This is a genomic window from [Clostridium] hylemonae DSM 15053 (assembly GCF_008281175.1).
GTDB lineage: Bacteria > Bacillota > Clostridia > Lachnospirales > Lachnospiraceae > Extibacter > Extibacter hylemonae.
On record NZ_CP036524.1, the window covers coordinates 2,846,599 to 2,869,643 of the forward strand.

At 50.4% G+C, this 23,045-nt stretch carries 19 protein-coding genes; 6 read left to right on the forward strand and 13 right to left on the reverse strand.

Going from position 1 to position 23,045, the window contains the following annotated elements; translation table 11 throughout:
- Positions 1 to 71: 71 nt before the first annotated feature.
- The gene (locus tag LAJLEIBI_RS13325; protein ID WP_006442627.1) at positions 72 to 1,934 is read right to left on the reverse strand and encodes a PEP/pyruvate-binding domain-containing protein; all 1,863 of its coding nucleotides are present in this window, start codon (positions 1,932 to 1,934) and stop codon (positions 72 to 74) included.
- A 161-nt stretch (positions 1,935 to 2,095) separates the two neighbouring features.
- Between LAJLEIBI_RS13325 and LAJLEIBI_RS13330 the strand changes: the two genes are divergently transcribed.
- From LAJLEIBI_RS13330 to LAJLEIBI_RS13345, 4 genes are all read left to right on the forward strand, one after another.
- Positions 2,096 to 3,358 carry an aspartate aminotransferase type Ic gene (locus LAJLEIBI_RS13330; protein WP_006442628.1) on the forward strand — a complete coding sequence of 421 codons (1,263 nt, stop codon included), beginning with the start codon at positions 2,096 to 2,098 and terminating at the stop codon, positions 3,356 to 3,358.
- A 28-nt stretch (positions 3,359 to 3,386) separates the two neighbouring features.
- Complete coding sequence (locus tag LAJLEIBI_RS13335; RefSeq protein WP_006442629.1) at positions 3,387 to 4,649, forward strand: Glu/Leu/Phe/Val family dehydrogenase; 1,263 nt, start codon at positions 3,387 to 3,389, stop codon at positions 4,647 to 4,649.
- A gap of 119 nt (positions 4,650 to 4,768) precedes the next feature.
- On the forward strand, positions 4,769 to 5,728 hold the full coding sequence (locus LAJLEIBI_RS13340; protein WP_006442630.1) for a LysR family transcriptional regulator: 960 nt from the start codon (positions 4,769 to 4,771) through the stop codon (positions 5,726 to 5,728).
- A 138-nt stretch (positions 5,729 to 5,866) separates the two neighbouring features.
- Positions 5,867 to 7,903: a PAS domain-containing hybrid sensor histidine kinase/response regulator gene (locus tag LAJLEIBI_RS13345; RefSeq protein WP_006442631.1), complete on the forward strand. Its 2,037-nt coding sequence runs from the start codon at positions 5,867 to 5,869 to the stop codon at positions 7,901 to 7,903.
- 83 nt (positions 7,904 to 7,986) lie between these two features.
- Here the strand turns inward: LAJLEIBI_RS13345 and LAJLEIBI_RS13350 are convergent, their stop codons facing one another.
- The 6 genes from LAJLEIBI_RS13350 to LAJLEIBI_RS13375 all read right to left on the reverse strand — a co-directional run bounded on the left by LAJLEIBI_RS13350 (position 7,987) and on the right by LAJLEIBI_RS13375 (position 15,915).
- Positions 7,987 to 9,777, reverse strand: coding sequence for a CocE/NonD family hydrolase (locus LAJLEIBI_RS13350; protein WP_006442632.1), 1,791 nt, complete (start codon positions 9,775 to 9,777; stop codon positions 7,987 to 7,989).
- A 14-nt stretch (positions 9,778 to 9,791) separates the two neighbouring features.
- Positions 9,792 to 11,528 carry a CocE/NonD family hydrolase gene (locus tag LAJLEIBI_RS13355; RefSeq protein WP_006442633.1) on the reverse strand — a complete coding sequence of 579 codons (1,737 nt, stop codon included), beginning with the start codon at positions 11,526 to 11,528 and terminating at the stop codon, positions 9,792 to 9,794.
- Between the two features lie 93 nt (positions 11,529 to 11,621).
- Complete coding sequence (kynU, locus tag LAJLEIBI_RS13360; RefSeq protein ID WP_006442634.1) at positions 11,622 to 12,896, reverse strand: kynureninase; 1,275 nt, start codon at positions 12,894 to 12,896, stop codon at positions 11,622 to 11,624.
- A gap of 39 nt (positions 12,897 to 12,935) precedes the next feature.
- Positions 12,936 to 14,312, reverse strand: coding sequence for an APC family permease (locus LAJLEIBI_RS13365; RefSeq protein WP_040434880.1), 1,377 nt, complete (start codon positions 14,310 to 14,312; stop codon positions 12,936 to 12,938).
- 31 nt (positions 14,313 to 14,343) lie between these two features.
- The gene (locus LAJLEIBI_RS13370; protein ID WP_006442636.1) at positions 14,344 to 15,054 is read right to left on the reverse strand and encodes a cyclase family protein; all 711 of its coding nucleotides are present in this window, start codon (positions 15,052 to 15,054) and stop codon (positions 14,344 to 14,346) included.
- A gap of 15 nt (positions 15,055 to 15,069) precedes the next feature.
- Positions 15,070 to 15,915: a MerR family transcriptional regulator gene (locus LAJLEIBI_RS13375; protein ID WP_040434882.1), complete on the reverse strand. Its 846-nt coding sequence runs from the start codon at positions 15,913 to 15,915 to the stop codon at positions 15,070 to 15,072.
- Between the two features lie 436 nt (positions 15,916 to 16,351).
- Here LAJLEIBI_RS13375 and LAJLEIBI_RS13380 point away from each other — a divergent pair, with 436 nt between their 5' ends.
- Both LAJLEIBI_RS13380 and LAJLEIBI_RS13385 read left to right on the forward strand, forming a co-directional pair.
- On the forward strand, positions 16,352 to 16,834 hold the full coding sequence (locus tag LAJLEIBI_RS13380; RefSeq protein ID WP_006442638.1) for an RNA polymerase sigma factor: 483 nt from the start codon (positions 16,352 to 16,354) through the stop codon (positions 16,832 to 16,834).
- Between the two features lie 15 nt (positions 16,835 to 16,849).
- Positions 16,850 to 17,668: a zf-HC2 domain-containing protein gene (locus LAJLEIBI_RS13385; RefSeq protein ID WP_006442639.1), complete on the forward strand. Its 819-nt coding sequence runs from the start codon at positions 16,850 to 16,852 to the stop codon at positions 17,666 to 17,668.
- Between the two features lie 97 nt (positions 17,669 to 17,765).
- On the opposite strand, the gene LAJLEIBI_RS13390 is transcribed toward LAJLEIBI_RS13385, so the two are convergent.
- The 6 genes from LAJLEIBI_RS13390 to rsgA are packed head-to-tail and all read right to left on the reverse strand — an operon-like array spanning position 17,766 to position 23,040.
- Complete coding sequence (locus tag LAJLEIBI_RS13390; RefSeq protein WP_006442640.1) at positions 17,766 to 18,785, reverse strand: NUDIX domain-containing protein; 1,020 nt, start codon at positions 18,783 to 18,785, stop codon at positions 17,766 to 17,768.
- Positions 18,782 to 19,657: a prolipoprotein diacylglyceryl transferase gene (gene lgt, locus LAJLEIBI_RS13395; protein ID WP_006442641.1), complete on the reverse strand. Its 876-nt coding sequence runs from the start codon at positions 19,655 to 19,657 to the stop codon at positions 18,782 to 18,784. The genes LAJLEIBI_RS13390 and lgt overlap by 4 nt, the downstream gene beginning before the upstream one ends.
- 20 nt (positions 19,658 to 19,677) lie before the next feature.
- Positions 19,678 to 20,778 carry a redox-regulated ATPase YchF gene (ychF, locus tag LAJLEIBI_RS13400; RefSeq protein ID WP_006442642.1) on the reverse strand — a complete coding sequence of 367 codons (1,101 nt, stop codon included), beginning with the start codon at positions 20,776 to 20,778 and terminating at the stop codon, positions 19,678 to 19,680.
- Between the two features lie 59 nt (positions 20,779 to 20,837).
- Positions 20,838 to 21,503 (reverse strand): thiamine diphosphokinase, encoded by a 666-nt coding sequence (locus LAJLEIBI_RS13405; protein ID WP_006442643.1) that lies wholly within the window; start codon positions 21,501 to 21,503, stop codon positions 20,838 to 20,840.
- A complete protein-coding gene (rpe, locus tag LAJLEIBI_RS13410; protein WP_006442644.1) occupies positions 21,496 to 22,158 on the reverse strand; it encodes a ribulose-phosphate 3-epimerase in 663 nt (220 codons plus the stop codon). Before rpe ends, LAJLEIBI_RS13405 begins: the two co-directional genes overlap by 8 nt.
- Before the next feature lie 3 nt (positions 22,159 to 22,161).
- The gene (gene rsgA, locus LAJLEIBI_RS13415) at positions 22,162 to 23,040 is read right to left on the reverse strand and encodes a ribosome small subunit-dependent GTPase A (protein ID WP_006442645.1); all 879 of its coding nucleotides are present in this window, start codon (positions 23,038 to 23,040) and stop codon (positions 22,162 to 22,164) included.
- Positions 23,041 to 23,045: the final 5 nt, after the last annotated feature.

Sequence of the window (23,045 nt, forward strand, 5' to 3'; positions counted from 1 at the left end):
CTAAGGATTTTATAAGGATTACATAAAAATGATCAGGGACACAGCCCTGCCTGATGGCTGTGTCCCTGATCTTACTTCCCCAGACGGCAGACGGCCCGGCCCTGTTTGGCGTCGAGCATAAGCTCTGCATGGCAGTCTGATACATCGTACAGTTTTATTATCTCGTTCAGTTCGCTGTCGTTTGGCCACAGCTCCTGAAAAATGTCTCTGTGCTGTGTAAGAAGCCCGGGCTGGTAACATCTTGTCTTACTGTTGTCGTTGATGGCGCCGTAGTATACGTCGGCCTCCACCAGGTCCTGGAACATGTGGCTTCCGTAGGACAGTTCAGGATGATATCCGACCTCACTGTATGCCACTTCGCATATCGCGCAGAATTCACTGATATTGGCATAGACGACCGGCACCCCAAGCTCCGGGGATGAGGTGCCGATGCGCCCCGGCACGAGCAGAAGCATCTTCTTCTCCGCCTCCTCAAAATGCTGGTTGATCTCATCGATCCTGCGGGCTACGCTGAACTTCTTTGCATACGGATATTCATAATACTTCCGCGGATCTACCCATACGATAAGATCCAGCTTCTCTGTCTTGGAGCGGCGCATGGATGTCCTGCGCACGTCAAACAAGAATTCTTCCGCCTTGTCCTCCGGTATATGTATCTCCTCCGAAACGCTTGCCTGAAGAGGCCTGCACTGGAGCAGGTTCACTTTCCACTCGTCTTTTGCAAAGCTGTTGACGGCAAACTCCACATCCACCGGCCTGCCGTACTCCGCCTCCAGCATCTCAAGAATGTGCTTCATCAGTCCGATAAACCCGTCGTTGTTCACCATGCCCTGGCAGTCCGCAAAATACACTTTCTTGTAGACGCCCCGCTGCGCCAGCATATCCTCCGCGTCCGTGTCGTGGCTGAGCACGAGCTTCTTCTGCCATCCAGGCAGCGCTTCGATGACTTCCTCCAGCCGCCGTGTGCCAAGCGTACCCGTCTCGTGATCCATCACATCTACCTTCCGCTGTGAATATTTATGCCGTTCCGCCACGGTCGTCCTCAAGTTCGCCTGCGCCCGGTCCAGACACACGAGCCTCGGGTAGTCGCCGGGCGTTCGCTCCACAGCTCTTGTCCCGAGCCCCATGACCATACGGAGCATGCCCGCGTCGGGATTCATATTCTCCATCCATTTGTACGGATTGTAGGAACACCCCATGCCGGCAGCCACCGGCATATAGAACCCGTCGTATTTCTGCCCTTCTACCTTCTGGATGAGAAGCGCCATCTGCTCATCCGTATCCAGCAGCTTCCTTCTTCTCCTGTACTCGATGGCAGACGGATTCATCGTGCTGGCATACACGCTTCGTATGGCGTCCGTCAGTTCTTTGAGACGCTCCGTTTCGCTGCCCTGGTTCATACAGAAGGTAGATTCATATTTACCCGAAAACGCATTTCCGAACCCGTCTTCAAGAAAGCTGCTGGAGCGGACGATGATCGGAGTGTCCCCGTAATGCCTGACAACTTTTCTCAGCTCCTCCTGCACTTCCTGCGAAAATGTCCCTCCGCTTATGCGCCCGCGCAGCTCATCCGCCTCTTTAAACTTCTCCTTCTCCTCCATGTGGCGCCGCCGCAGTTCCATGCAGTCGTTGTCCACCAGATACTGATAGAACACGTCCGAGCCGACGAAGAAGGAATCGTGGGGCGCAATATGCTCCACATACTGCGGTGTCTTCACCTCGATCAGCTTCCGGGCGAGCAGCAGGCCGCACGCCTTGCCTCCGATCCTTCCGCCGCCGATGCTGCGCTCCTTCACGCGGACGTAATCTTCCGGCGTAAAATGTTCCACGATGAGCCGCTCCATCCGTATGTCCGTCGTCATCAATTCATTGCATATATATTTGCTCTCCTTAGCCGTAAGGCTCTCTCTATTTCTGATCTCCTCCCAGTTCACCGTACATGCCTCCCTTTCTCCTGAACATAACGTAATATGAAACGATCTGTCAAGATAGCCAAATGTCTATACTTCTTATATAAATATAAGTATTTGCTTCTATCATAACATTTTACATATAATTAAAGCAAGAAAACAAGGGCCGCTAAGGAGGAAAGTATATGAACGATACAAAGAAACCCAACACATCCCTGCAGGAGTTAAAGGACCAGTACGAAGCCGCCAGGGGAAAACATTTAAAACTGAATATGTCACGGGGAAAGCCGTCCCCCGGCCAGCTCGACCTGAGCAATGAACTGCTCGGTCCGCTGGATTCCTTCCTGACCGAGGATGGAACAGACGCAAGAAACTACGGTATCCTGGATGGGATCCCGGAATGCAGGACACTGTTCGCCGACCTGCTCGGACTGGACCGCGACAGAATGATAATCGGAGGGAATTCAAGCTTAAGCCTCATGTTTGACACTGTGGCCGCGTTGTGTCTCTTCGGCACAGGCGGCAACCGCCCGTGGCAGCATTACAAATACGCCGGGACTCCGGTCAAGTTCCTCTGTCCGTCCCCGGGGTACGACCGCCACTTCAGGATCTGTGAAGAACTCGGCATTGAGATGATCCCGGTACCGCTAAGCAGCGAAGGCCCGGACATGGATCTTGTGACCGATCTTGTCAGACAGGACCCTCTCATCAAAGGAATGTGGTGCGTACCGCTCCACTCCAACCCGGAGGGCGTCTGCTACAGCGACCGTGTGGTGGAGCAGCTTGCCTCCATGGAAACGGCGGCGCGTGACTTCCGTATCTTCTGGGATAACGCTTACGGGATCCATCACATATATGAAGAAGTAACGCTCATGAATATTCTGGATGCTTGTGAAAAGCACGGCCATCCGGAGCGGGCTTATTACTTCTTCTCCACGTCCAAGATAACGTTCCCCGGCGCCGGCGTCGCGCTCATCGCCTCCGGCCCGGACAATATAAGGGAGCTGAAAGGACACATGTCCGCGCAGATCATAAGCTACGACAAGCTGAACCAGCTGCGCCACGTAAAATACTTTAAAACGCCGGACAACATCCGGGCACATATGGCCCGCCTGGCAGACGAGCTCCGGCCCAAATTCGACCTGGTACTCTCCAAACTGGAAGCAGAACTTCGCGGTACCGGCCTCGCTTCCTGGAGCCATCCAAAGGGAGGATATTTCATCTCTTTGAACACGCTGCCCGGATGCGCAAAAAGGACGGTAGAACTGGCCAGAGAAGCCGGCGTCGTGCTGACGGACGCGGGGGCGACTTACCCATACGGAAGAGATGAAAACGACAGCAACATCCGCATCGCTCCGTCCTATCCGTCACTCGGGGAACTGGACGCGGCAATGGATATCTTTATCTTATGTATTAAAATCGCGGCACTGGAAACGAATAAAAAATAAATCAAATAAAAAAGGAGAACGAAAAATTATGAACAACACATACAATCCATACGACAACGTATTAAAGGTAGTATCAGAGGCAGCTAATATCCTCGGCTATACGGACAGTGATATCGAGGCGCTCAAATATCCGGAGAGAGAACTGAAAGTAGCCATCCCGGTCAGAATGGACGACGGCAGCACAAAAGTATTTGAAGGTTACCGTATCCAGCACTCCACATCGAGAGGACCTGCCAAGGGCGGGATCCGTTTCCATCCGGATGTCAATCTGGACGAAGTGAAAGCGCTCGCTGCCTGGATGACCTTCAAGTGCGCGGTCGTAAATATTCCGTACGGCGGCGGCAAGGGAGGCGTCGTGTGCGACCCGAACAAATTGTCCGAAGACGAGATCCGCGCCATCACGAGACGGTTCACGGCAGCGATCGCGCCGCTCATCGGACCGGAACAGGATATTCCTGCTCCTGATGTAGGAACAAACGCCGCTGTCATGGGCTGGATGATGGACACGTACAGTATGCTGAAAGGCCACTGTGTACACGGCGTCGTGACCGGCAAGCCGATCGAACTCGGCGGAGCGCTCGGCCGCAGTGAGGCGACAGGCCGCGGCGTTATGTTTACGACAAAGAATGTATTGAAAAAGCTCGGCATAGACCCGGAGAACACGACCGTTGCCATCCAGGGTATGGGAAATGTCGGGAGTATCACGGCCAAGCTTCTTCACCGGGAAGGAATGAAGGTCGTCGCTGTAAGCGATGTATCCGGAGGCATCTACAAAGAGAGCGGCCTCAATATACCTGAAATTCTCGACTACCTGTCCCAGAACAGGAAGAACCTGCTCTCCGGCTATGAGGAGGACGGCATGACACGCATCAGCAATGCAGAGCTTCTGGAACTGGATGTAAAAGTGCTCATTCCCGCTGCTCTTGAAAATCAGATAAACGCAGCCAACGCAGAACGTATCCGGGCAGATATCATCGTGGAAGCCGCCAACGGACCGACTGCCTCTGAAGCCGACGACATTCTGGCCGGAAAAGGCGTCCTTGTCGTACCGGACATTCTGGCAAATGCCGGCGGTGTCGTCGTATCTTACTTCGAGTGGGTACAGAACATCCAGTCTGTGAGCTGGACCGAAGAGACTGTCAACGAAAAGCTTAAGAATATCATGGATCCGGCCTTCGAGGCTGTCTGGGACATTTCCCGCAAAAATAACGGGACGCTGCGCACCGGAGCGTACCTCATTGCCGTGAAACGGGTCGTGGAGGCAAAGAAAGCAAGAGCCATCTGGCCGTAAAGAATACTCATTAACAACAAAGCAGCACATTGTATGCGTTCTGTCCGCATACAATGTGTTGCTTTCGCCTTAAAGCAAAGTTATAATAGAATCAACAACAAAACCGGAGGAATCTTGAGATGTTTAATTCCATGAATTACATATACGAAGTATACAAGGAACGCAGTTTTTCCAAAGCCGCCGCCAATCTTTACATAAGCCAGCCATCCTTAAGCGCCGCCGTCAAAAAGGTGGAGGAAAAGATCGGCGCTCCCATATTTGACAGAAGCGTAAGCCCGATCAAGCTCACGGAATGCGGACGCCATTACATAAAAGCCGTGGAAGAGATCATGGATATTCAGAATCAGTTTGAAAATTATATGACTAATATAAACGAACTTAAGACAGGACAGATCGCCATCGGCGGGAGCAACCTGTTCGCTTCTTACATCCTGCCCCCGATCATCACAAGATTTACCAAGAAGTATCCGCTCGTAAAAGTACATCTCATAGAAGCCAATACCCCCCAGCTCATCGACCAGCTGTTCCACGGCGCGCTGGACCTTGTGATAGACAATTCCTCCTTTCCGGACACGATCTACCAGCACCACCTCTACACAAAGGAGACGCTGCTGCTGGCTGTGCCGCGGTCCTTTCCTTCCAATCAGGAAGCCTCCTCCTTCCAGCTTACGATAGAGGACATACTGGCCGACCGGCACCTGATAGAAGACACGCCATGCGTGCCTCTTTCACTTTTCGAGCATGAACCTTTTGTCTTTCTGCGCTCAGGCAATGACACCCGCTCCCGCGCAGATAAGATCTGCCAGTCACAGTCCTTTCTTCCGAATATCGTATTAAAGCTTGACCAGCAGGTCACCGCATTCAACGTGTGCTGTTACGGCATGGGCGTGACTTTTGTGAGCGACTCCCTCCTGAAGCACATGCCGGACAAAAGAGACTGTTATTACTATAAAGTGGATGACAGCCATACAGGACGAAGCATCTGCTTTTATCATAAGCAGACGAAATACGTGACGAGAGCTATGGAGGAATTTCTGAAAACTGCCCGGGAACAATCCATGGGAGAGACGCAGCTGTGAAATATGAGCCTCCATGATCACGCTTTTTATGCAGAACAGAAAGAACAGGAAGACAAGATAGACGAACGTGCCGGGTTATGTTAAAATGAAAAGAAGACATCCACACGTCTCGCATTATAATGGAGGAGCAATCAATTCATGGAAAACAAAAATATGTCAGAGAACAAAACGGAAAAAGCAGGCCAGACCTCCAGTTATGATCACGATACACAGTATTTTCAGATGATGATGGAGGAATATGACGGAAATATCTACATCAGCGATATCGAGACCTATGATCTGCTCTATCTGAACCAGACTGCCTGCCGTTCTCTTGACCGACACCTGGAAGAAATAATAGGCTGTAAATGCTATAAAGTGATCCAGGGAAGAAACGATCCCTGCCCCTTCTGTACCAACGATAAACTGCGTGAGGACGAGTATTACGAGTGGGAATTTTACAATCCGGTCCTTGAGCGGACATTTATGATAAAAGACAGGCTCATCAACTGGAACGGCCGTATGGCGCGGATGGAACTGTCCCATGATATGTATACGAGCAAATTCAAACTGGAGAAAAAGAGCCGGGAACAGGACGCGCTGCTGCGCTCCGTGCCCGGCGGTTTTGCCCGTCTGGATGCGCGGGACTGCAGCACCGTGCTCTGGTACGGGGCGGATTTTCTCGGTATGATCGGATATACGGCAAAACAGTTTGAACAAGAACTGGACAGCCAGTGCAGCTACCTTCATCCGGACGACCTGCAGCGCATTATCCCCATCCTGCATGAACTGGAGACTTCCGGGGGCAGCGCGGTGACCGAGGCACAGGTCATCACCCGCAGCGGCGAGACAAAGATCCTGACGATCACTCTGTCTTATGCCAGCGGTGAGGAGAGCTGGGACGGGATCCCATCATTTTATACGATCGGGATCGACATCACAAAAGAGCGCATGGAGCAGGAACGCCAGCGGAAAATGCTGGAGGACGCCTACAAGACGGCCCGGATCGCAAGCGAAGCCAAAACTAATTTTCTTTCTTCCATGTCCCACGATATACGCACGCCCATGAACGCCATCATGGGAATGACTGCCATCGCCGAGGCGAATCTTTATACCCCGGACAAGCTCAAAGACTGCCTGTCCAAGATCAATGCTTCGGCCCAGCATCTGCTCGGACTGATCAACGAAGTTCTCGATATGTCCAAGATAGAGAGCGGAAAGATCGATCTGACCTTCGGGACGGTCTCTCTGCCGGAGCTGTTTCAGAATATATCAGATATGTGCCGGCCCCTGGCGCAGGAGAAAAATCAGAAGTTACAGCTCAGCGTTGATGATGTGTGTCATAAAACCGTCATAACAGACGGGGGACGGCTCCAGCAGGTTCTCATGAACCTGCTCACGAACGCGATCAAATATACGCCTGAAGGCGGCGCGATCAGCCTGCACGTCCGGGAGATCCCGTCCGATGCCGTATATAAGGGACAGTACGAGTTTATTGTCACAGACAACGGAATCGGTATGACCGCCGAATACATTCCCCATATATTTGAACCTTTCAGCAGAGCCGAAGACACAAGGATCAATAAGATTCAGGGAACCGGACTCGGACTGGCTATCACGCAGAATATCGTCAATATGATGAACGGCACGATAGAGGTACAGAGTGAGCCGGAAAATGGGAGCCGCTTTATAGTCGCCGTCCCTCTTGATCTGTACAGAGAAGACATGACAACGAGCGCGCAGCTTAAAAGTCAATCCGTAACCCCGGATGAAGAGGCAGCGCGGCTCGTGGAGGAAGAACCGCCCTCTTCTCTGTCGGGCAGACGGATATTGCTCGTCGAAGATAATGATCTGAACCGGGAGATCGCTTCTGAGCTGCTTGAAATGCATGGATGTTCCATTGAAGCGGCTGAAAACGGGAAGCTTGCGGTGGAAAAATTTGCACGTTCCGCCCCGGAAGAATACGACTGTATTCTGATGGATATACAGATGCCGGTAATGGACGGATACGAAGCTGCCAGAGCAATACGCGCTCTGAAACGGGATGACGCGCGGACGGTCCCTATCCTTGCCCTGACAGCCAATGCCTTTGCGACTGATCTGGCAAAGGCTCATAATGCGGGAATGAATGACCATATTGCAAAACCGATCGACGTAGAACGTCTCTTAGAGACTCTTAACCGATGGATGGTGTGATCCGCGCCTTTTGTCTGAATACAGATACACACAACTAAAAAGGAGCCGCTCTTCATTCAAAGAGCCGGCTCCTTTTCACTTTTTTACCGGATCCACTGTTCCTCATCTGAGTATGGGATGACCGGCAGGTTGATATAAGAATTGTGTACGCTGTCCACAAATATCTTGTATTCAATATCCTGGCTGTTCGGCAGCTGTACCATCCAGTGGTACGGGTTCGCATCGTAGTTTTTCACTTCAACTTCTATGCGGTGGCCTTTGCGGAATACATTGGATGTGTTCATGATCTCGATCGTGTATTCGTTGATCTCGCCCGGAACTACCGGAACTTTTCTCGTATGGTCGTTATTAAGCTCCCACGGCTTCAGTTCCTTCTTCTCCAGTCCCCGGTGGGAAGCCCGCAGATTTCCAGTCACAAGGTTCAGAGGGCGCCCTTCGCCTTCCGGCGGCACGTCATTGAGCATGACCGTAAAGTTGGCGTCCGTCTTGTCGATGGCGCACATAAGATGCATGACGATCGGTCCTGTAACCTCAACATCTTCCTCCAGCACAGGTGTGCGGAACACGACATTGGGTACTGCGTATGTCTCATTGGAGCCGCCTTCATACGGGCTCTTATGATTTAAGACCGTCGGCTTTACATGCTCATCCTTTTCTTTTTCGGTGGAGAGCAGTCCGCCGTCTCTTAAGTAATATTTCGTCCACTGCGTACGTGCCAGCGGCCATTCATATTCATAGCGGAACTTGTTGATCCCTCTCACGAGAAGCTTCATCGGAGGTTCATCCATAACACCTGTATCAATGCCTTTGAGCCAGTAATCATACCAGCGCAGATATTCCGGCGTCATGATACGGTGCGGCAGATGCAGCGCGTCATGCTCTTCCGGAGCAGCGAGCTTTCTCGGCACCGACATGTCTCCGTGTGTGAACAGGAAGAACGGCCCCTGTGAAAATCTTCCGAGTTCATAGTATTCTGAGATGAGATACATAGGAACCTTGATGTCCTCAGGGTGGCTCTCAATAGAACGCTCCCTCCAGAAGTCACTGTCATCATCGTGCAGAAGCATATCAAAGAAATATGTCTGATTTCTCGGCGGCCAGCAGTTCAAAATACCAGAGTAAAGCGCACTGTGATTGATATCCGGATCGGACAGTCTCTTTTCAATGCGTGCTTTCAGCTCTTCTGTCGTATATGTGCGCTCCGCCGTGGACATAGAGTTTACGTCCGGACAGAAATCTGTGTACATAAAGGAACGGTTCACAAACACTCCGCCCGGATAGTTATGGTGATACATGTTGTCTACGACTTCTACCATCATGATAGCCTTCAGGTGTGGCGGCTGCAGTGCTGCCACTACCGGCTGCAGTATTGAGAAGTATGAAATACCTATCATACCTATGTTTCCGTTACAATAAGGAAGCGCTGCCGTCCATTCAATAACGTCATAACAGTCCTCCTGCTCCTGTCTTCCGTAGAGGCCGTCCCAGGCTCCCTCGGACTTGCCGATCCCTCTCGGGTCAGGCACTACTACGATATAGCCGTGTTTTACATACTCATATATGTCTCCGGCTTCTATCGTATGGTCAAACAATACGGTCTTGAACTGCATGGAGATACGGTCCATTGTCTGAATGGATTTTCCATAGGCAGAAAAAGCAACGAGTCCCGGGAACTTAATGTCCTCCTCTGTGTCAGGACGGTAGATATCCACCGCCAGTGTGACACCGTCTCTGACCTGCATCCGTACATCCTCTTCCTTGAGAACGTCATACATGCGCGGCGTCATCTTCTCAATGCCGTCCATATAACGCTCATCCCAATATTTTGGCTTTTCGTCCAGACCGACGATTTCTAATTTTTCTTTATTTTCCATTGCGTCCTCCTACTCTATTCCACCCAGTTTTTCTCACCGTTTACGATCGGAAGTTCGATCCATGAGGCAGCTTCGCTGTCCACGTGGATGTCAAAGTTTACTTCCCTTGCAAGCGGATGCGGTCCTGCCACACGTCCGGATGTATACAGCCTAGGCAGGCTGGCCATTTCGTTAAAGTCAAAATACTGCTGGTCCATCGTCTTGAATTCTACTTCGATCTGATGGCCTTTCTTAAAGAGATTGTCGACAGGGGCCAGTTCAAAGATATATTCATACACTTTGCCCGCCTCCACCGGTTCATCCTTTGTATGTGCATGTTTCGGCCGGTGCTCTGTGCCGGATGGATCCAGCTCTCTGTGAGAACACTTGAGATAACCGCAGGAGAGCAGCGTGCGGTATCCGGTCTCGGCGTCTTTATCCCAAAGCTTCATGGCCAGATGGGCATCGTCCGTATCGATCGCAGCCTGAATGCATCCCGTAACAGGACCGCATATTTCCACCTCTTCTTTCAGAGGAGCCGACGTGTACGTAAGAGCAGGCACATCTTCCGGCATCTGTGAGAGACGTGTCGGCGGAATATGACGGATCTGGTCCGGCGCCGCTGTTCCTGTCTCTTTTTCCTCTGTCAGGCGGCTTTCCTTCCTGAAATACATCTTCTTATATTCTGTGTCTGCGCATGGCCACTGTGTATCATAGCGGTATCTGTTCTCTCCCATGACGAGAAACTTCATCGGAGGTTCATCCATAATGCCGGTATCCATCCCCTTCAGCCAGTGATCATACCATCTGAGCTGCTCTGCCACAGGTTTCTCATACGGAGACGTCTTGGCGGAAGCCGGGTCTATCATCAGCAGCTTCTTCGGAACATTGTCATCGATCTTATTATAAATGTCATAGGCTGATATAGTCGTATGGCCATATTCATAATAAAGTCCCACTATATAGGACGGTATCGTCACCTTCCGGTCTTTGAAGCTTCTTCTGTCCCACCACTCGCCACTGTACGGATGGAGCATAATGTCAATATTCCATGTATAGTGTCTCGGCGGGAAGCTGTCCAGACCTCTGTAATAGTAAGAGTTCGTGGCGATCTCCGGCTGCCTCCTCGCTTTCGCGAGCATCTCTTTCAAGTCCTCTGGACTGTTCTCCATCTCTGCCTCAGATATCGTATTCGTGTGCGGAATGTAACTGCAGAGCGGATAGTTGATATCACTTAATATCCCGCCCGGATAGCAGTCGAGGTACATGTCATCGATCACATCCACCGGCATGACTGCCTTCAGATAAGGAGGATTCATCGATGCCACAAGAGGCTGGATCTTTCCTGCATAGCCGCATCCGATCATGCCTACGTTTCCGTCAGACAGATAATGTCCCGCCCAGCGGATAACTTCACAGCAGTCGATCTGATCCTGTCTGCTCAGCACTCCCGTCCATATGCCTTCTGAGTTCTGGATCCCCCTCGGGTTCACCACAACGACCGTATAACCACGGGATGCGAAGAAATCAATGCCTCCGACTTCGATGCCCTGTTCATACATGAATTTCCCAAGCTGGATCGGATCACGCCTTCTTCCTGCTTCCTGAGCCGCTTTACCAAACGGGGAAAAGCCCACGAGCACCGGATGCTTCTCTTTGTCATCCGGCCTGTAAACGTCGCAGTAGAGTCGGATATCGTCTTTCATAACGATCGGGCGGTCTTTTTCCACCCTGATCTCATATTCTGGTTCTCTAATAATTTGACTGTTCACGTTTTACCTCCAATCACATCACCTTATTAAACTTATATTTTTATTCCCTGTTAAAGCCATTTTACACTTTTCCCTCCGGGGCAAAGTCAAGACTTAATTTTTCAGCAGCCCGTACAGATTTTCCGCCGTCTGTCTCACATCTTCAAAACTGCTGAAAAGCGGTGAGAACGCTATGCGCACCTGATCGTCCGATGATGCGGCAGTGCCGGAATCTCTCTTTTCTTTTACCGCGGCTCTTAACTTATCCGTCATCCGGGAGCCGCTGTCGAGAAATTCTGTAATGTCCGGGGCTGCCGCGTGCAGGATCGTCACATGCCCGCCTCTTCTTGCCTCTTCCCGGGGCGTGAGTATGCTGATGCCGCAGTCAGACGGCATTGCATCCAGAAGCTCCATAAAATAACCGGTCATGGCAAGAGACTTTTCACGGATCGCGCCGATCCCCGCCTCATTCACCATATCAAGCGCTCCCTCAAGCGGAGCCATGTTCAGAATGAGGGGCGAGCCGTGCTGCCATCCGCCGGCTCCGGTCTCCGCCTCAAAATAAGGAAGCTTCTGAAACTGGCGGCTCTTTACATAACCGTGCCATCCGGGCATGGCCACCGGGAGATCAAAGTTTTTTTCATGAATAAAGATAGTTGCCGGACAGCCGAGACCTCCGTTCAGATACTTGTAATTACACCACACGGCAAAGTCCACGCCCCACTCATGAAGCTTGTGAGGCACGACACCCGCGGAATGGCTCAGGTCAAATCCCACCGGGATCCCTCTTCGCTCGGCCTCCCCGGCCAGACGCTCCATATCGAGAAGCTGGCCGGTGGAATGGACGACAGAAGGGAAAAAGGCAAGCGCCGTCTCCTCTGTCATATGTGCGATCAGATCCTCTTCATCCAGGATGGGACCGTCTCCTCCCGCCAGGACAAGCGCTTCTTCCGGGTCAAGTCCTTTAAGTCTTATCTGAGCCTCCACCGCATATCTGTCGGAAGAAAAGATCTGACTGTCACAGAGCAGCTTTGTCCGCTTTCCTTCCGGGCGGTAAAATGCGGCGAGCACACTGTGGATATTCGTGGTGGTCGTCCCGTTGATAATGAGCTCTCTCTCCTGCGCTCCCACAATTCCTTCTTCCATGGCGGCGATCCGCTCCGGGTAATAGAACCATGGGATCTCACCGCAGAACCATCCTGCCACCAACTGATTCTTCCACTCGTCCGCCACCCGCTTAAGTGTCTTCTCCGAACGGCGGGACATAGGTCCCAGGCCGTTCGCTTCATAATACAGGTGATCGGGAAGATAGAACTCTTCTTTATATCTGCTTAACTTATCTTTTTCGTCCAGGCAGGATGCATATTCCCTGCTCATTATATCCGCCATTTTGTAACCTCCCAGGCAAAAGTGCCGTTTTTAAATATTCTACTCTTCTTCCCAGCTGACTTCTACTTTGACCTTTCCTGACTTATACCGGACAACCATAAAGATGAATGTCAGCACGAGCAGTATGATATTGCCGATAATGATCTCAGGCGTATTGTCTTCGATCAGCAGATAATTCTGGAAGATGAGGAGCGCGCCGCACAGGTAGCATACCACCTTCAGAACACCGTCGGATATCTTAAACGTAGACTTTGCCCACGCCTCCGGAAGCAGCTTCGGAAGCCGCGCTGTCGCCACTACAACGAGGAATGTAGTGATATTCATAAGGATCATGGACATGTTGGCGATACGGTCTATATCAAGTCCTGCGACAACCGGTATGAGACCTACGATGTAGAATAAGATCAGCAGGTAATGCGGCGTACCGTATTTATCGTTGATCTTGCCGAGCTTCTTTGGAAACCATCCGTCGACACATGCCTGAAGCACCGGCTTTGTCACCCATCCGAACGTTGCGTTCAATGTCGTGGAAAGCGCCAGGAGCGCGCCGCCCGTCACAAAGAATACATACAGAGCCTTCGGAAGGAATGCGCCTGCCGCTACGCTGAGCGGCTGATACATAACTTCTTCCACCGGAAGCACACCTGCAGCCACAAATCCGATCACAGCGTAAAGCGCGGTAACGATCAATGTGGAAAGTACGATCGCAAACGGGACGTCTTTTGTAGGATTCTTACATTCACCGGAAAAGTTTACAAGATTTCCGCCGCCGGTCGTTGCAAATGAGGTGAAGATCGCGGCCATGCAGAAGCCTTTCCATCCTCCCATGAAAAGCGGAGGCTCTACGTTTGTAAAATATCCTGGTTCTACATTAAACACACCTACTGCCGCAAATACCGCAAGTGCGGCCGCAAGGATGATAACGAGAATATTCTGGATAAATGCGGCGTCTTTTACACCGAACAGATTGATGACAAAGAACAGAGTCAGCGCGGCGACCGCCAGCGGAACTCTCGGTATCCCCGGAACGAGCGCCAGCAGATAGTCCGCAAGGGACAGTGCATACATTCCGATCGATATATTGCCGACGATATAGATAATTATGTAAAAACCAGAAAAACGTTCACCGAGCAGCAGGCTTGCCATCGTATACTGTCCGCCTCTTAAGCGGACCGCGCTTCCGGCAAAGATACTCGGTATCGTTACTGCCAGTGAGAACAGCGCTCCGAACAGGAATGCAAACACAACAGAACGTCCTGTGAACCCGATAGCCACGCCGGTCAGTGAAAATACGCCGGAGCCGATGATCTGCCCAAGCCCCATGGAGATCAGTTCTTTTTTCCCTAATACACGGCGCAGTTTTTTGGTCGTATATTCCTCAGTTACATTAGCTGTTGCTTCATTAGAATTTCCCATAAAATTACCCTCCTTCTCTCTCTTTCTCTGTTTATCCTTCTGCCACACATACCGCGCGTACCGGTGAACCGTCTGCCTCGATCAGTTTCAGCGGCAGGAAGGAATATGTCGCCGCTTCTTTTGGCAGCTCATCCAGATTGCACAGATATTCTACGATCAGACACTCATTTCCAAGCAGAGCCGCATGGGCTTCATTCTTGATATTCTCACGCTCAATATTTTCAAGGATCTCTGAAAATGTCGGGTTCTCAAGCCGCTTCGCCGTTGAAAATCCGTAGGCCGCATCCGCGGAGCTTCCGTCCGTCCCGACGATCTTTATCCCCAGCTCAACGAGGGCCAGCGCAGCGTCGCCGCTTAAATACGGGTGGCGGAAGAAATCCCATGTCCCGTAGTATTGTGCCCATCCGGTATTCAGGATCGCAAAATCCACTTTTTTAAGTTCTTCCGCGCGGGCCATAATATCCTCGCGGGTGATCTCATAGATCTCACCTTTATCGCTGAAGTCCAGAACAATGCCTTTCCCGACAAAGCGTTCCACCGGGAAATCATTCAGGTTCTTCCCGTCTTTGCTGATATGGTACGGCGCGTCAATATGTGTGGAGGTGTGCGTCCCCATTTTCATAAACTTTACATTAACGCCCTCCTCTTCTGTCGTCGCATAATCCTCCACGACCGGCACTTTGTCGCACGGGCACACCTGGGTATCGTTGTTGATCTCCCTTGTCAAATCAATAAATCTCATTTTGCCTCCTCCTTCCTATCTGACAAATTCCTCTCCTCTTTTCTGGACCGGAATCTGTATCTCTGTTACAAATTCTTTTGGATCGTCTGTCGTAAAATCGTCCATATGGAATTCTTCACGTATATTCCCCACGACTTTATATCCATTCTCCTCAATCCACGTAAGTATCGCTTCATAGGAGTCGATCACGCTCTCATGTTCCCCCGTATGCAGAAGATATGCGACCTCTTCATATCCTTCCTGTCTCTTGTGCCGGATCCTCTCTGTCTCCGGAAACGGAGCCAGAACCCTCTTGAGGATCTCGACCTGGATCTCGTCACTTTTGTATACGGAATCGTAATAGATGGTGTATCTTTCATTCCCTACCTTTGCCCTGCATTTGTTCAGATACTCGAGCAGCTCCGCCCAGAGTGCGTCCTGTGTGGAATAAGTGCTGATAGACGCCTTCAGGCTCGCCACCTGCATCTCTTCGACCTTCTTTATCCCCACCTTGAAGGATGACAGCTCGATCCCTCCTTCTTTGTCCAGCTTCTTTTTCAGCAGCTCGATCGTCTGCTTCTTTTCATTCAGCTCCTGGATCTGTCGGTCAAACTCCAGCTGTTTAAGCTCCAGCACCCCTTTCAGCAGGGTATGATCTTTATCAACCTCCTCTTTCATCAGATAAGTGATCTCCTTCAAAGAAAGCCCCATCTCCTTAAGCAGGAAGATTTCGTTTAATACAGGTATCTGTGATGATGTGTAATAGCGGTAGCCTGTCGCCTCATCTACGTATTTGGGCCTCAAAAGTCCAAGCTCGTCGTAATACCTGAGTGTCTTTCCGGAGATTCTGTAAATACTTGCCAACTGTCCAATCCGAAACATATCTTCGCCTCCTAGCGCCTGAATCATATGTTTAAATTGTATGCTCACATTGTAAAAGATTTCCCCAAGGGTAAAGTCAATACTATTTTGCAATTTAAACTATAATCCTAAATTTTACGGTAGTTTTTAGTGCATTTTATACAAATTATCACTGTTATTTTTACTTATTCTTTCCAAAAAAGGAAATACAAACACACTATCTACTATAAACTAATATTCATATAATGTCCTTATATAGTTACATTTTGTCCTTAAACAGATGCTTTTACTTGAAAATATTTTATTCTTTTGTAACGAAACGTATTCTCGTGCGTCTAATGTACAAACCAGATGAGACAAAGGCATTGACATTGAAAGAGATCTGGTTAAAAATCAAGTATACTTGTACTAGACTAAATTCAGCCGGCCGGCATACAAAAGGGGGGTGGCGGACTAAATGGACATAGATTTTGAAGAGATATATAACCGCTATTTCAAAGATGTCTATCTCTTTATACTGACGCTCAGCAAAAATCCGGAGCTTGCGGAAGAAATAACACAGGAAACGTTTTTTAAGGCATTAAAGGAAATCAGACATTTCCGCGGCGGCTGCAGTATAAAGTCGTGGCTCTGCCAGATCGCCAAAAACATTTATTTCTCTCACATGCGCAGACAGAAATTTACAGCAGACAGAGATGTGCCGCTGCCGGCCTCCTCTGCAGACGTCGAGCAGTCATATCTGAATAAGGAAAAAGCGCGTTCCATCTATCAGATACTGCATACACTGGAGGAACCGTACAAGGAGGTATTCCTGCTTAGAACACTCGGGGAGCTCAGCTACAGAGAAATAGGTGATATCTTCTCCCACAACGAAAGCTGGGCCAGAGTCACATACCACAGAGCAAAGCTGAAAATACGCGAACAACTTACAGCGGAATAGAAAGGAGGACGTTCAATGGGAAATATACCGTGTGATCTGATAAAAGATCTGCTGCCCCTGTATACAGATGACGTATGCAGCGAACAGACAAAACATACCGTTGAAGAACATCTTGCCACATGTGAAAGATGCCGGGAAATATATGAGGATATGCAGGAAAAGCTGCCGGGAGAAAAAGAGATTGGGCTGGACGCTGAGCTTAAGGACGATATTGCTTTCATCCGCAGTGTAAAAAGACAGCTTACACGCCGCCAGCTTACGCTTATCTTTATACTCATACCGGTGTTTGTCGTGATACTCATACTGACGCCGACTGTACTATCCGAGCTTTCCACGGTACGTGCGGATGATATTAAAGTGACTGAATTATATGAATTGTCAAACGGAGATATCTACTGTACGATCAAAAGCAAGAAAGCCATATCCACTCTTTCGGCGGGAAATCTTATGTCAGGTGAAAAAGATACGAAAGGGAGGGAATACTGTGACGGAGTCATAACGGCCGGCTTTCCCTCTGCCTTCACAACGCTTTTGGATATGCAGAAAGACCGGTTTCCTGTTTTGATCCGGTCGCAGAGTTTTATATTTACTACCGACAAGATCGTAGAATACGGCGGAGCGACGATAGGAGGCAAGGATACCGACAGCCACTGCCGTTCCATCAAATACAAAGGAAGGCATAAAGAGGAACTCGTCATCTGGAAGGAAGGCCAGAAACTTGAGCCCGCTCCTGAACAGATAGAAAAGATGCTTAAGGAAAGCGAAGTTCCGGATCCGGCCGTAACGGTAAGTACCGAGCAGCTTAAAATCGGTGATGTGCTCGTTATCTATTAGAGCAATATGACAAAAAGCAGGTGCGTCAGCTACACAATGTATAGCTGACGTACCTGCTTTTCTTTATTTTTGTCCTGCACTGTGACCGCGGACTTATCTAAAGAACACCCAGATATGTTCCGACCATCTCAAATTCATCTGCGTACACACAATTCTTCAGCGTGCCGTCTTCCATTCTTTTCCTGCATTCCTCATAATCTATCCAGACCACTTCTTCTACTTCGGATTCCTGCAGTCTAAGTTCCCCGGCCCTCACCGGTTCCGCGTACACGTACACAGCGCTCAGTTCCTCATCTTTAAACGGCCTCCCGTAAAATACATCCTCAAACCCGCCGCGGTGTATCCCCACATACTGCAGTTCGCTCTCTGACGCTGATATCCCAAGCTCTTCTGAAAGTTCTCTGACCGCGGAAGGGAGATAATCTTCTCCGGCCGCGATATGACCCGCAGATGATATATCATAAAAGCCGGGATGGGAGTCCTTGGATGCGCTCCTTTTCTGAAGCAGCACATCAAATCCGCTCTTGTCATTCTCCCGCACGACCCATATGTGGACGGTGGCATGCAGACTTCCCTCGCGGTGCGCGACACCGCGCTCTCTGACGATCCCCGACGGACTTCCGTCCGGGTTCCTTACATCGAACAGCTCCATCGGCTCGCCGTTCAAAGACGCTGAGACGAGTTTGTCGTGGCCGTCGTAGACAAGCTTGAGCGAGAAAAATTCCTTCTGCTCGTCCATAAGGCGGAAAAATATTTTATCGCCTTCCCATATGTTCAGCTTCCAGACGTCCTCAATGCCGACCCATGCAAGCTCTCCCTCGTCGCACGGTATCGGTTCCCCTTTAAAACCATCTGCCGTAAACAGAGACATATATTCGGTGACGCCGTTTCCTGATACAAAGGTGACGATACCCCGGTACCGGTAGGAAGTGAGCGTGTACCCGGTCTCCTCCCGCACTTCCCTGAGCAGGCATTCCTCGGGGCTTTCGTCCGCCTCGAAATGTCCGCCCACACCGATCCATTTGTCCTGATTGACATCATTTTTCTTCACCGTCCTGTGAAGCATCAGATATTTGCCTTCACGCTCGATATAGCAAAGTGTGCTCAGACTTGTCATTCCTGTTCCCTCTCTGCTTTCTGTTTGATCTTACGGCGTTTATAGATTATGAGACCAAGCGAAACGACAGCGATTATGCCTGCCAGCACCTGGGACACCGGCCAGCCGGCTCCCGGGATCAGAAGCTGGTCTGTGCGCAGCCCTTCGATCCACGCGCGCCCGATGCCGTAACCGAGCAGATAGACGAGGAACACTTCGCCGTCAAACTTTTTGTATTTTCGGTATATGAGCATAATGATCAGCACCATAAGACACCAGAGCGACTCATACAAAAAAGTCGGATGCACCTGGATATACGAGACGCCCCCTGTATTCTCCATATGGCTGCGCATAAGCTCCGTGATGTCAGAACCGCGCACCGCGTCCACCGGCAGCCGCATGGCCAGCAGATTATCTGTGTATTCGCCAAAGGCCTCTCTGTTAAAAAAGTTGCCCCAGCGTCCGATCATCTGTCCTGCCACGAGACCAAGCCCGGCAGTGTCAAAGATAAGCGCCGCGGACAGCTTCTTGATCCTTGCGTATATGAACACCGTGATCACGGCGGCAATGACGCCTCCGTAGATAGCGAGTCCTCCCTGCCGGGTGTTAAAAATACTGAGCAGGTTATCTTTATACATATCCCATGAAAACGCGACGTAATAGATCCTGGCGCCGATTATGGAAAAGATCACCGCATAGATCGCCAGATCAAAATAGTCGTCCGGATTCTGCCCGCTCCGCTTCGCCTCCGCGGCGGCTATGAATATCCCGGCCAGAATGCCAAGGCCGATTATCATACCGTAAAAAGCAATATCAAAACCAAATACCGTTATATGGTCTCCGACAGACTTCAGATGAATCCCGATATTCGGAAAGTCGATTGTCCTGTGCATTTATCATCCCCTCTTCCCTCTTATACGTTGAACCTGAACAGCATGATATCACCGTCCTTGACAACATACTCTTTTCCTTCCAGCCTGACGAGCCCCTTCTCTTTTGCCGCCCCGTGGCTGCCGCACTCCATCAGGTCATCGTAAGACACGACCTCCGCACGGATAAAGCCTCTCTCAAAATCGGTGTGGATCTTGCCGGCTGCCTGCGGCGCTTTTGTCCCTTCTGTTATCGTCCACGCGCGCACTTCCGGCTCTCCCGCTGTCAGATAGCTGATGAGCCCGAGCAGTCTGTAGCTGGCTTTGATCAGTTTCTCAAGACCGGATTCCTCAAGACCAAGCTCTTCCAGAAACATCTTCTTCTCCTCGTCATCCAGCTCCGCGATCTCCTGCTCGATCTGGGCGCAGACTACGAACACCTCGCTCGCTTCTTTAGACGCATATTCGCGTACCGCCTGGACTCCCGCATTCTCCGCCCCGTCGTCTGCAAGGTCGTCTTCCGCCACATTTGCGGCATATATGACCGGTTTATATGTGAGAAGATTATAGCTTTTAAGCCACTCCTCTTCCTCCTCATCCTCTGTCTTGTCGAACGTTTTCGCCAGTCTGTTTTCCTCCAGATGTGCCTTTATCTTTTCGAGAAGCGCAAGCTCTTTTGCCGCTGTCTTGTCATTTCTCGCCACCTTTGCCGTCTTGGAGATTCTTCGCTCCAATATCTCCAGATCAGAGAATATGAGCTCCAGATTGATCGTCTCAATGTCACGCAGCGGATCTATGCTCCCGTCAACGTGTACGATATTGCCGTCCTCAAAGCAGCGGACAACATGTACGATGGCGTCCACCTCGCGAATATTGGCAAGAAACTGATTGCCGAGACCTTCCCCCTTGGAAGCGCCTTTTACGAGTCCTGCGATGTCTACAAACTCTATGGCGGCCGGGATGATCTTTTTCGTGTGATACATCTCTCCCAGTACATTCAGTCTCTCGTCCGGCACCGTAACGACGCCGACGTTCGGATCTATCGTACAGAACGGATAGTTTGCCGATTCTGCCCCTGCTTTTGTCAACGAATTAAATAATGTACTCTTTCCTACATTAGGTAATCCCACAATTCCTAACTTCATCTGTAATGTCCTCTCTTTGCATATATTTTTAAGAGGGGCCTGACCCCTCCTGAAAAGGGTCAGACCCCTTTGCTGTCTCTTGTCTCCATAAGTATGACCATACCGCCGCCAAATTCTATGACAACCTCGTCGGCTTCGATCTGGTTGCTCACGCAGAGACTGTCATACGGAGTGAGCGTATGGTCCTTCAACGGATATTTTGCTCCGGTTATGTTAAATCCATACACCGTCTCCCCAAGCGGGAATACGGAAAAATACGGGCCGTACGCGTCTTCTTTTTTCAGGTGCGTCTCTTCGCCGATAAGCCGGATCCGGTTCTGCGTATCAATGATATATGCATCCACGCCTGCCTTAAAAGGTACGGTGAGCGTCTGCACATTTGCCCACAGATGGTCGATCCGTCCTCCGGTTGCCCCGAGGATGATCAGTTCTTTTCCCCCGAGCGTCATGGCCAGCCTCACAGCGATCTCCGTGTCCGACGCATCCTTTACAGGGTTGAACTCTCTTACCGGCACATTCGTCTGCGTGCGGTAATACGCCGCTATCTCAGGGTCCGTACTATCAAAATCTCCGACGATATAATCCGGGGTGATGTGATGACTGTAGAGAAACTCCATCCCTTTATCCACACCTATCACATAGCTGCCGCCCTTTTCGTCCAGATAGGACAGCGCCAGCTGCTCGTCCAGTTCACCGCCGCTTACGATCACGATCTTCTTACTCATAACTTTTTAATATCTCCATAAATTCACTTGTGTTCCTGCCCGGGTCTCCATTAAATACTGCGGAACCGGCCACAATGATATTTGCCCCGGCGTCCAGCACTTCACGCACATTGCTCAGATATATGCCGCCGTCAACCTGAATATCCAGGCCGAGCCCCTGTTCCGAAGCCATACGCCGAATGGTCCTGATCTTATCAAGAGATTCCGGGATAAACTTCTGGCCGCCGAAGCCGGGATGTACACTCATCACAAGCAGCATATCGATATCTTTGAGATACCGCTCCACCGCCGAAGCGTCAGTCTCCGGGCAGACGGACAGGCCTGCCTTCATCCCGCATTCCCTGATCTTATCAAGCGCAGCTCCAACATCTTCACATGCCTCCAGGTGGACCGTCACGATATCGGCCCCGGCATCTTTAAAATCCTCCACATAACGTATCGGGTCCTGCACCATAAGATGGGCATCCATCACCTGGTCTGTCACATTGTGAATGGATCTCAGAACCGGCATGCCAAATGAAATGCTTGGCACGAACATGCCGTCCATCACATCAAAATGCAGATATTTCGCCCCGTTTTCTGCTGTGCGTTTCATCTCCTCGCCCAGCACGGTAAAATCGGCCGCCAGTATCGACGGCGCCAGAATATATTCCATGAATCAGTACCTCCTCTTTTTCTTCAGTTCCTCATACATATCAACATAGTTTTTATAGCGGACACTGTGGATAAGCCCCTTATCAAACGCTTCCTTTACACCGCAGCCCGGCTCATGGATATGGTCACATCCGTGAAACCGGCACGTCCCTTCAAAAGGAGCAAATTCCGGAAAATACTGTTTCAGCTCCTCTTTTTCAAAATCATTCACATACAGAGAGCTGAAGCCCGGCGTGTCCATGATGTATGCATCCTCACCGACCGGAAACAGCTCCGTATGCCTCGTCGTGTGCTTTCCCCGCTCTATCTTCGTGCTGATCGCGCCTGTCTCCATATTGGCTTCGGGCTGCAGAATATTGATGAGCGACGATTTTCCTACGCCGGACGGCCCTGCCACCGCCGTCGTCCTGCCCTTCAGCACTTCCCTCACCTTGTCTATGTTCTGTCCCAGCCGCGCACTCGTAAACAGAAGCGGGTAACCGCAGTCCGCATAGATCTCCTTCAACTCTTTCACCTGGGGATCCGTCGCGATATCCTCCTTGTTAAAACAGAGAATGACCGGTATACCCTTGCTCTCCATCATCACAAGAAATCTGTCCAGCAGGTTGAAATGAGGGCTTGGCCTGGCGATCGCAAAGACGACGAGCGCCTGGTCAATATTTGCCACCGCCGGCCTTATAAGCTCATTGCGCCTTGGCAGTATCTTTTCAATATTCCCTTCTCTGCCTGATTCACTTAAGACTTCTATCTCTACGTCATCCCCCACGAGAGGCTTTATCTTCTCTTTCCGGAAGACACCTTTCGCTTTACACTCATAAACACCGGATTCTACTACGTGAACGTAGTAGAATCCGGCAATTCCTTTTATAATCTTTCCCTTCATGCTCT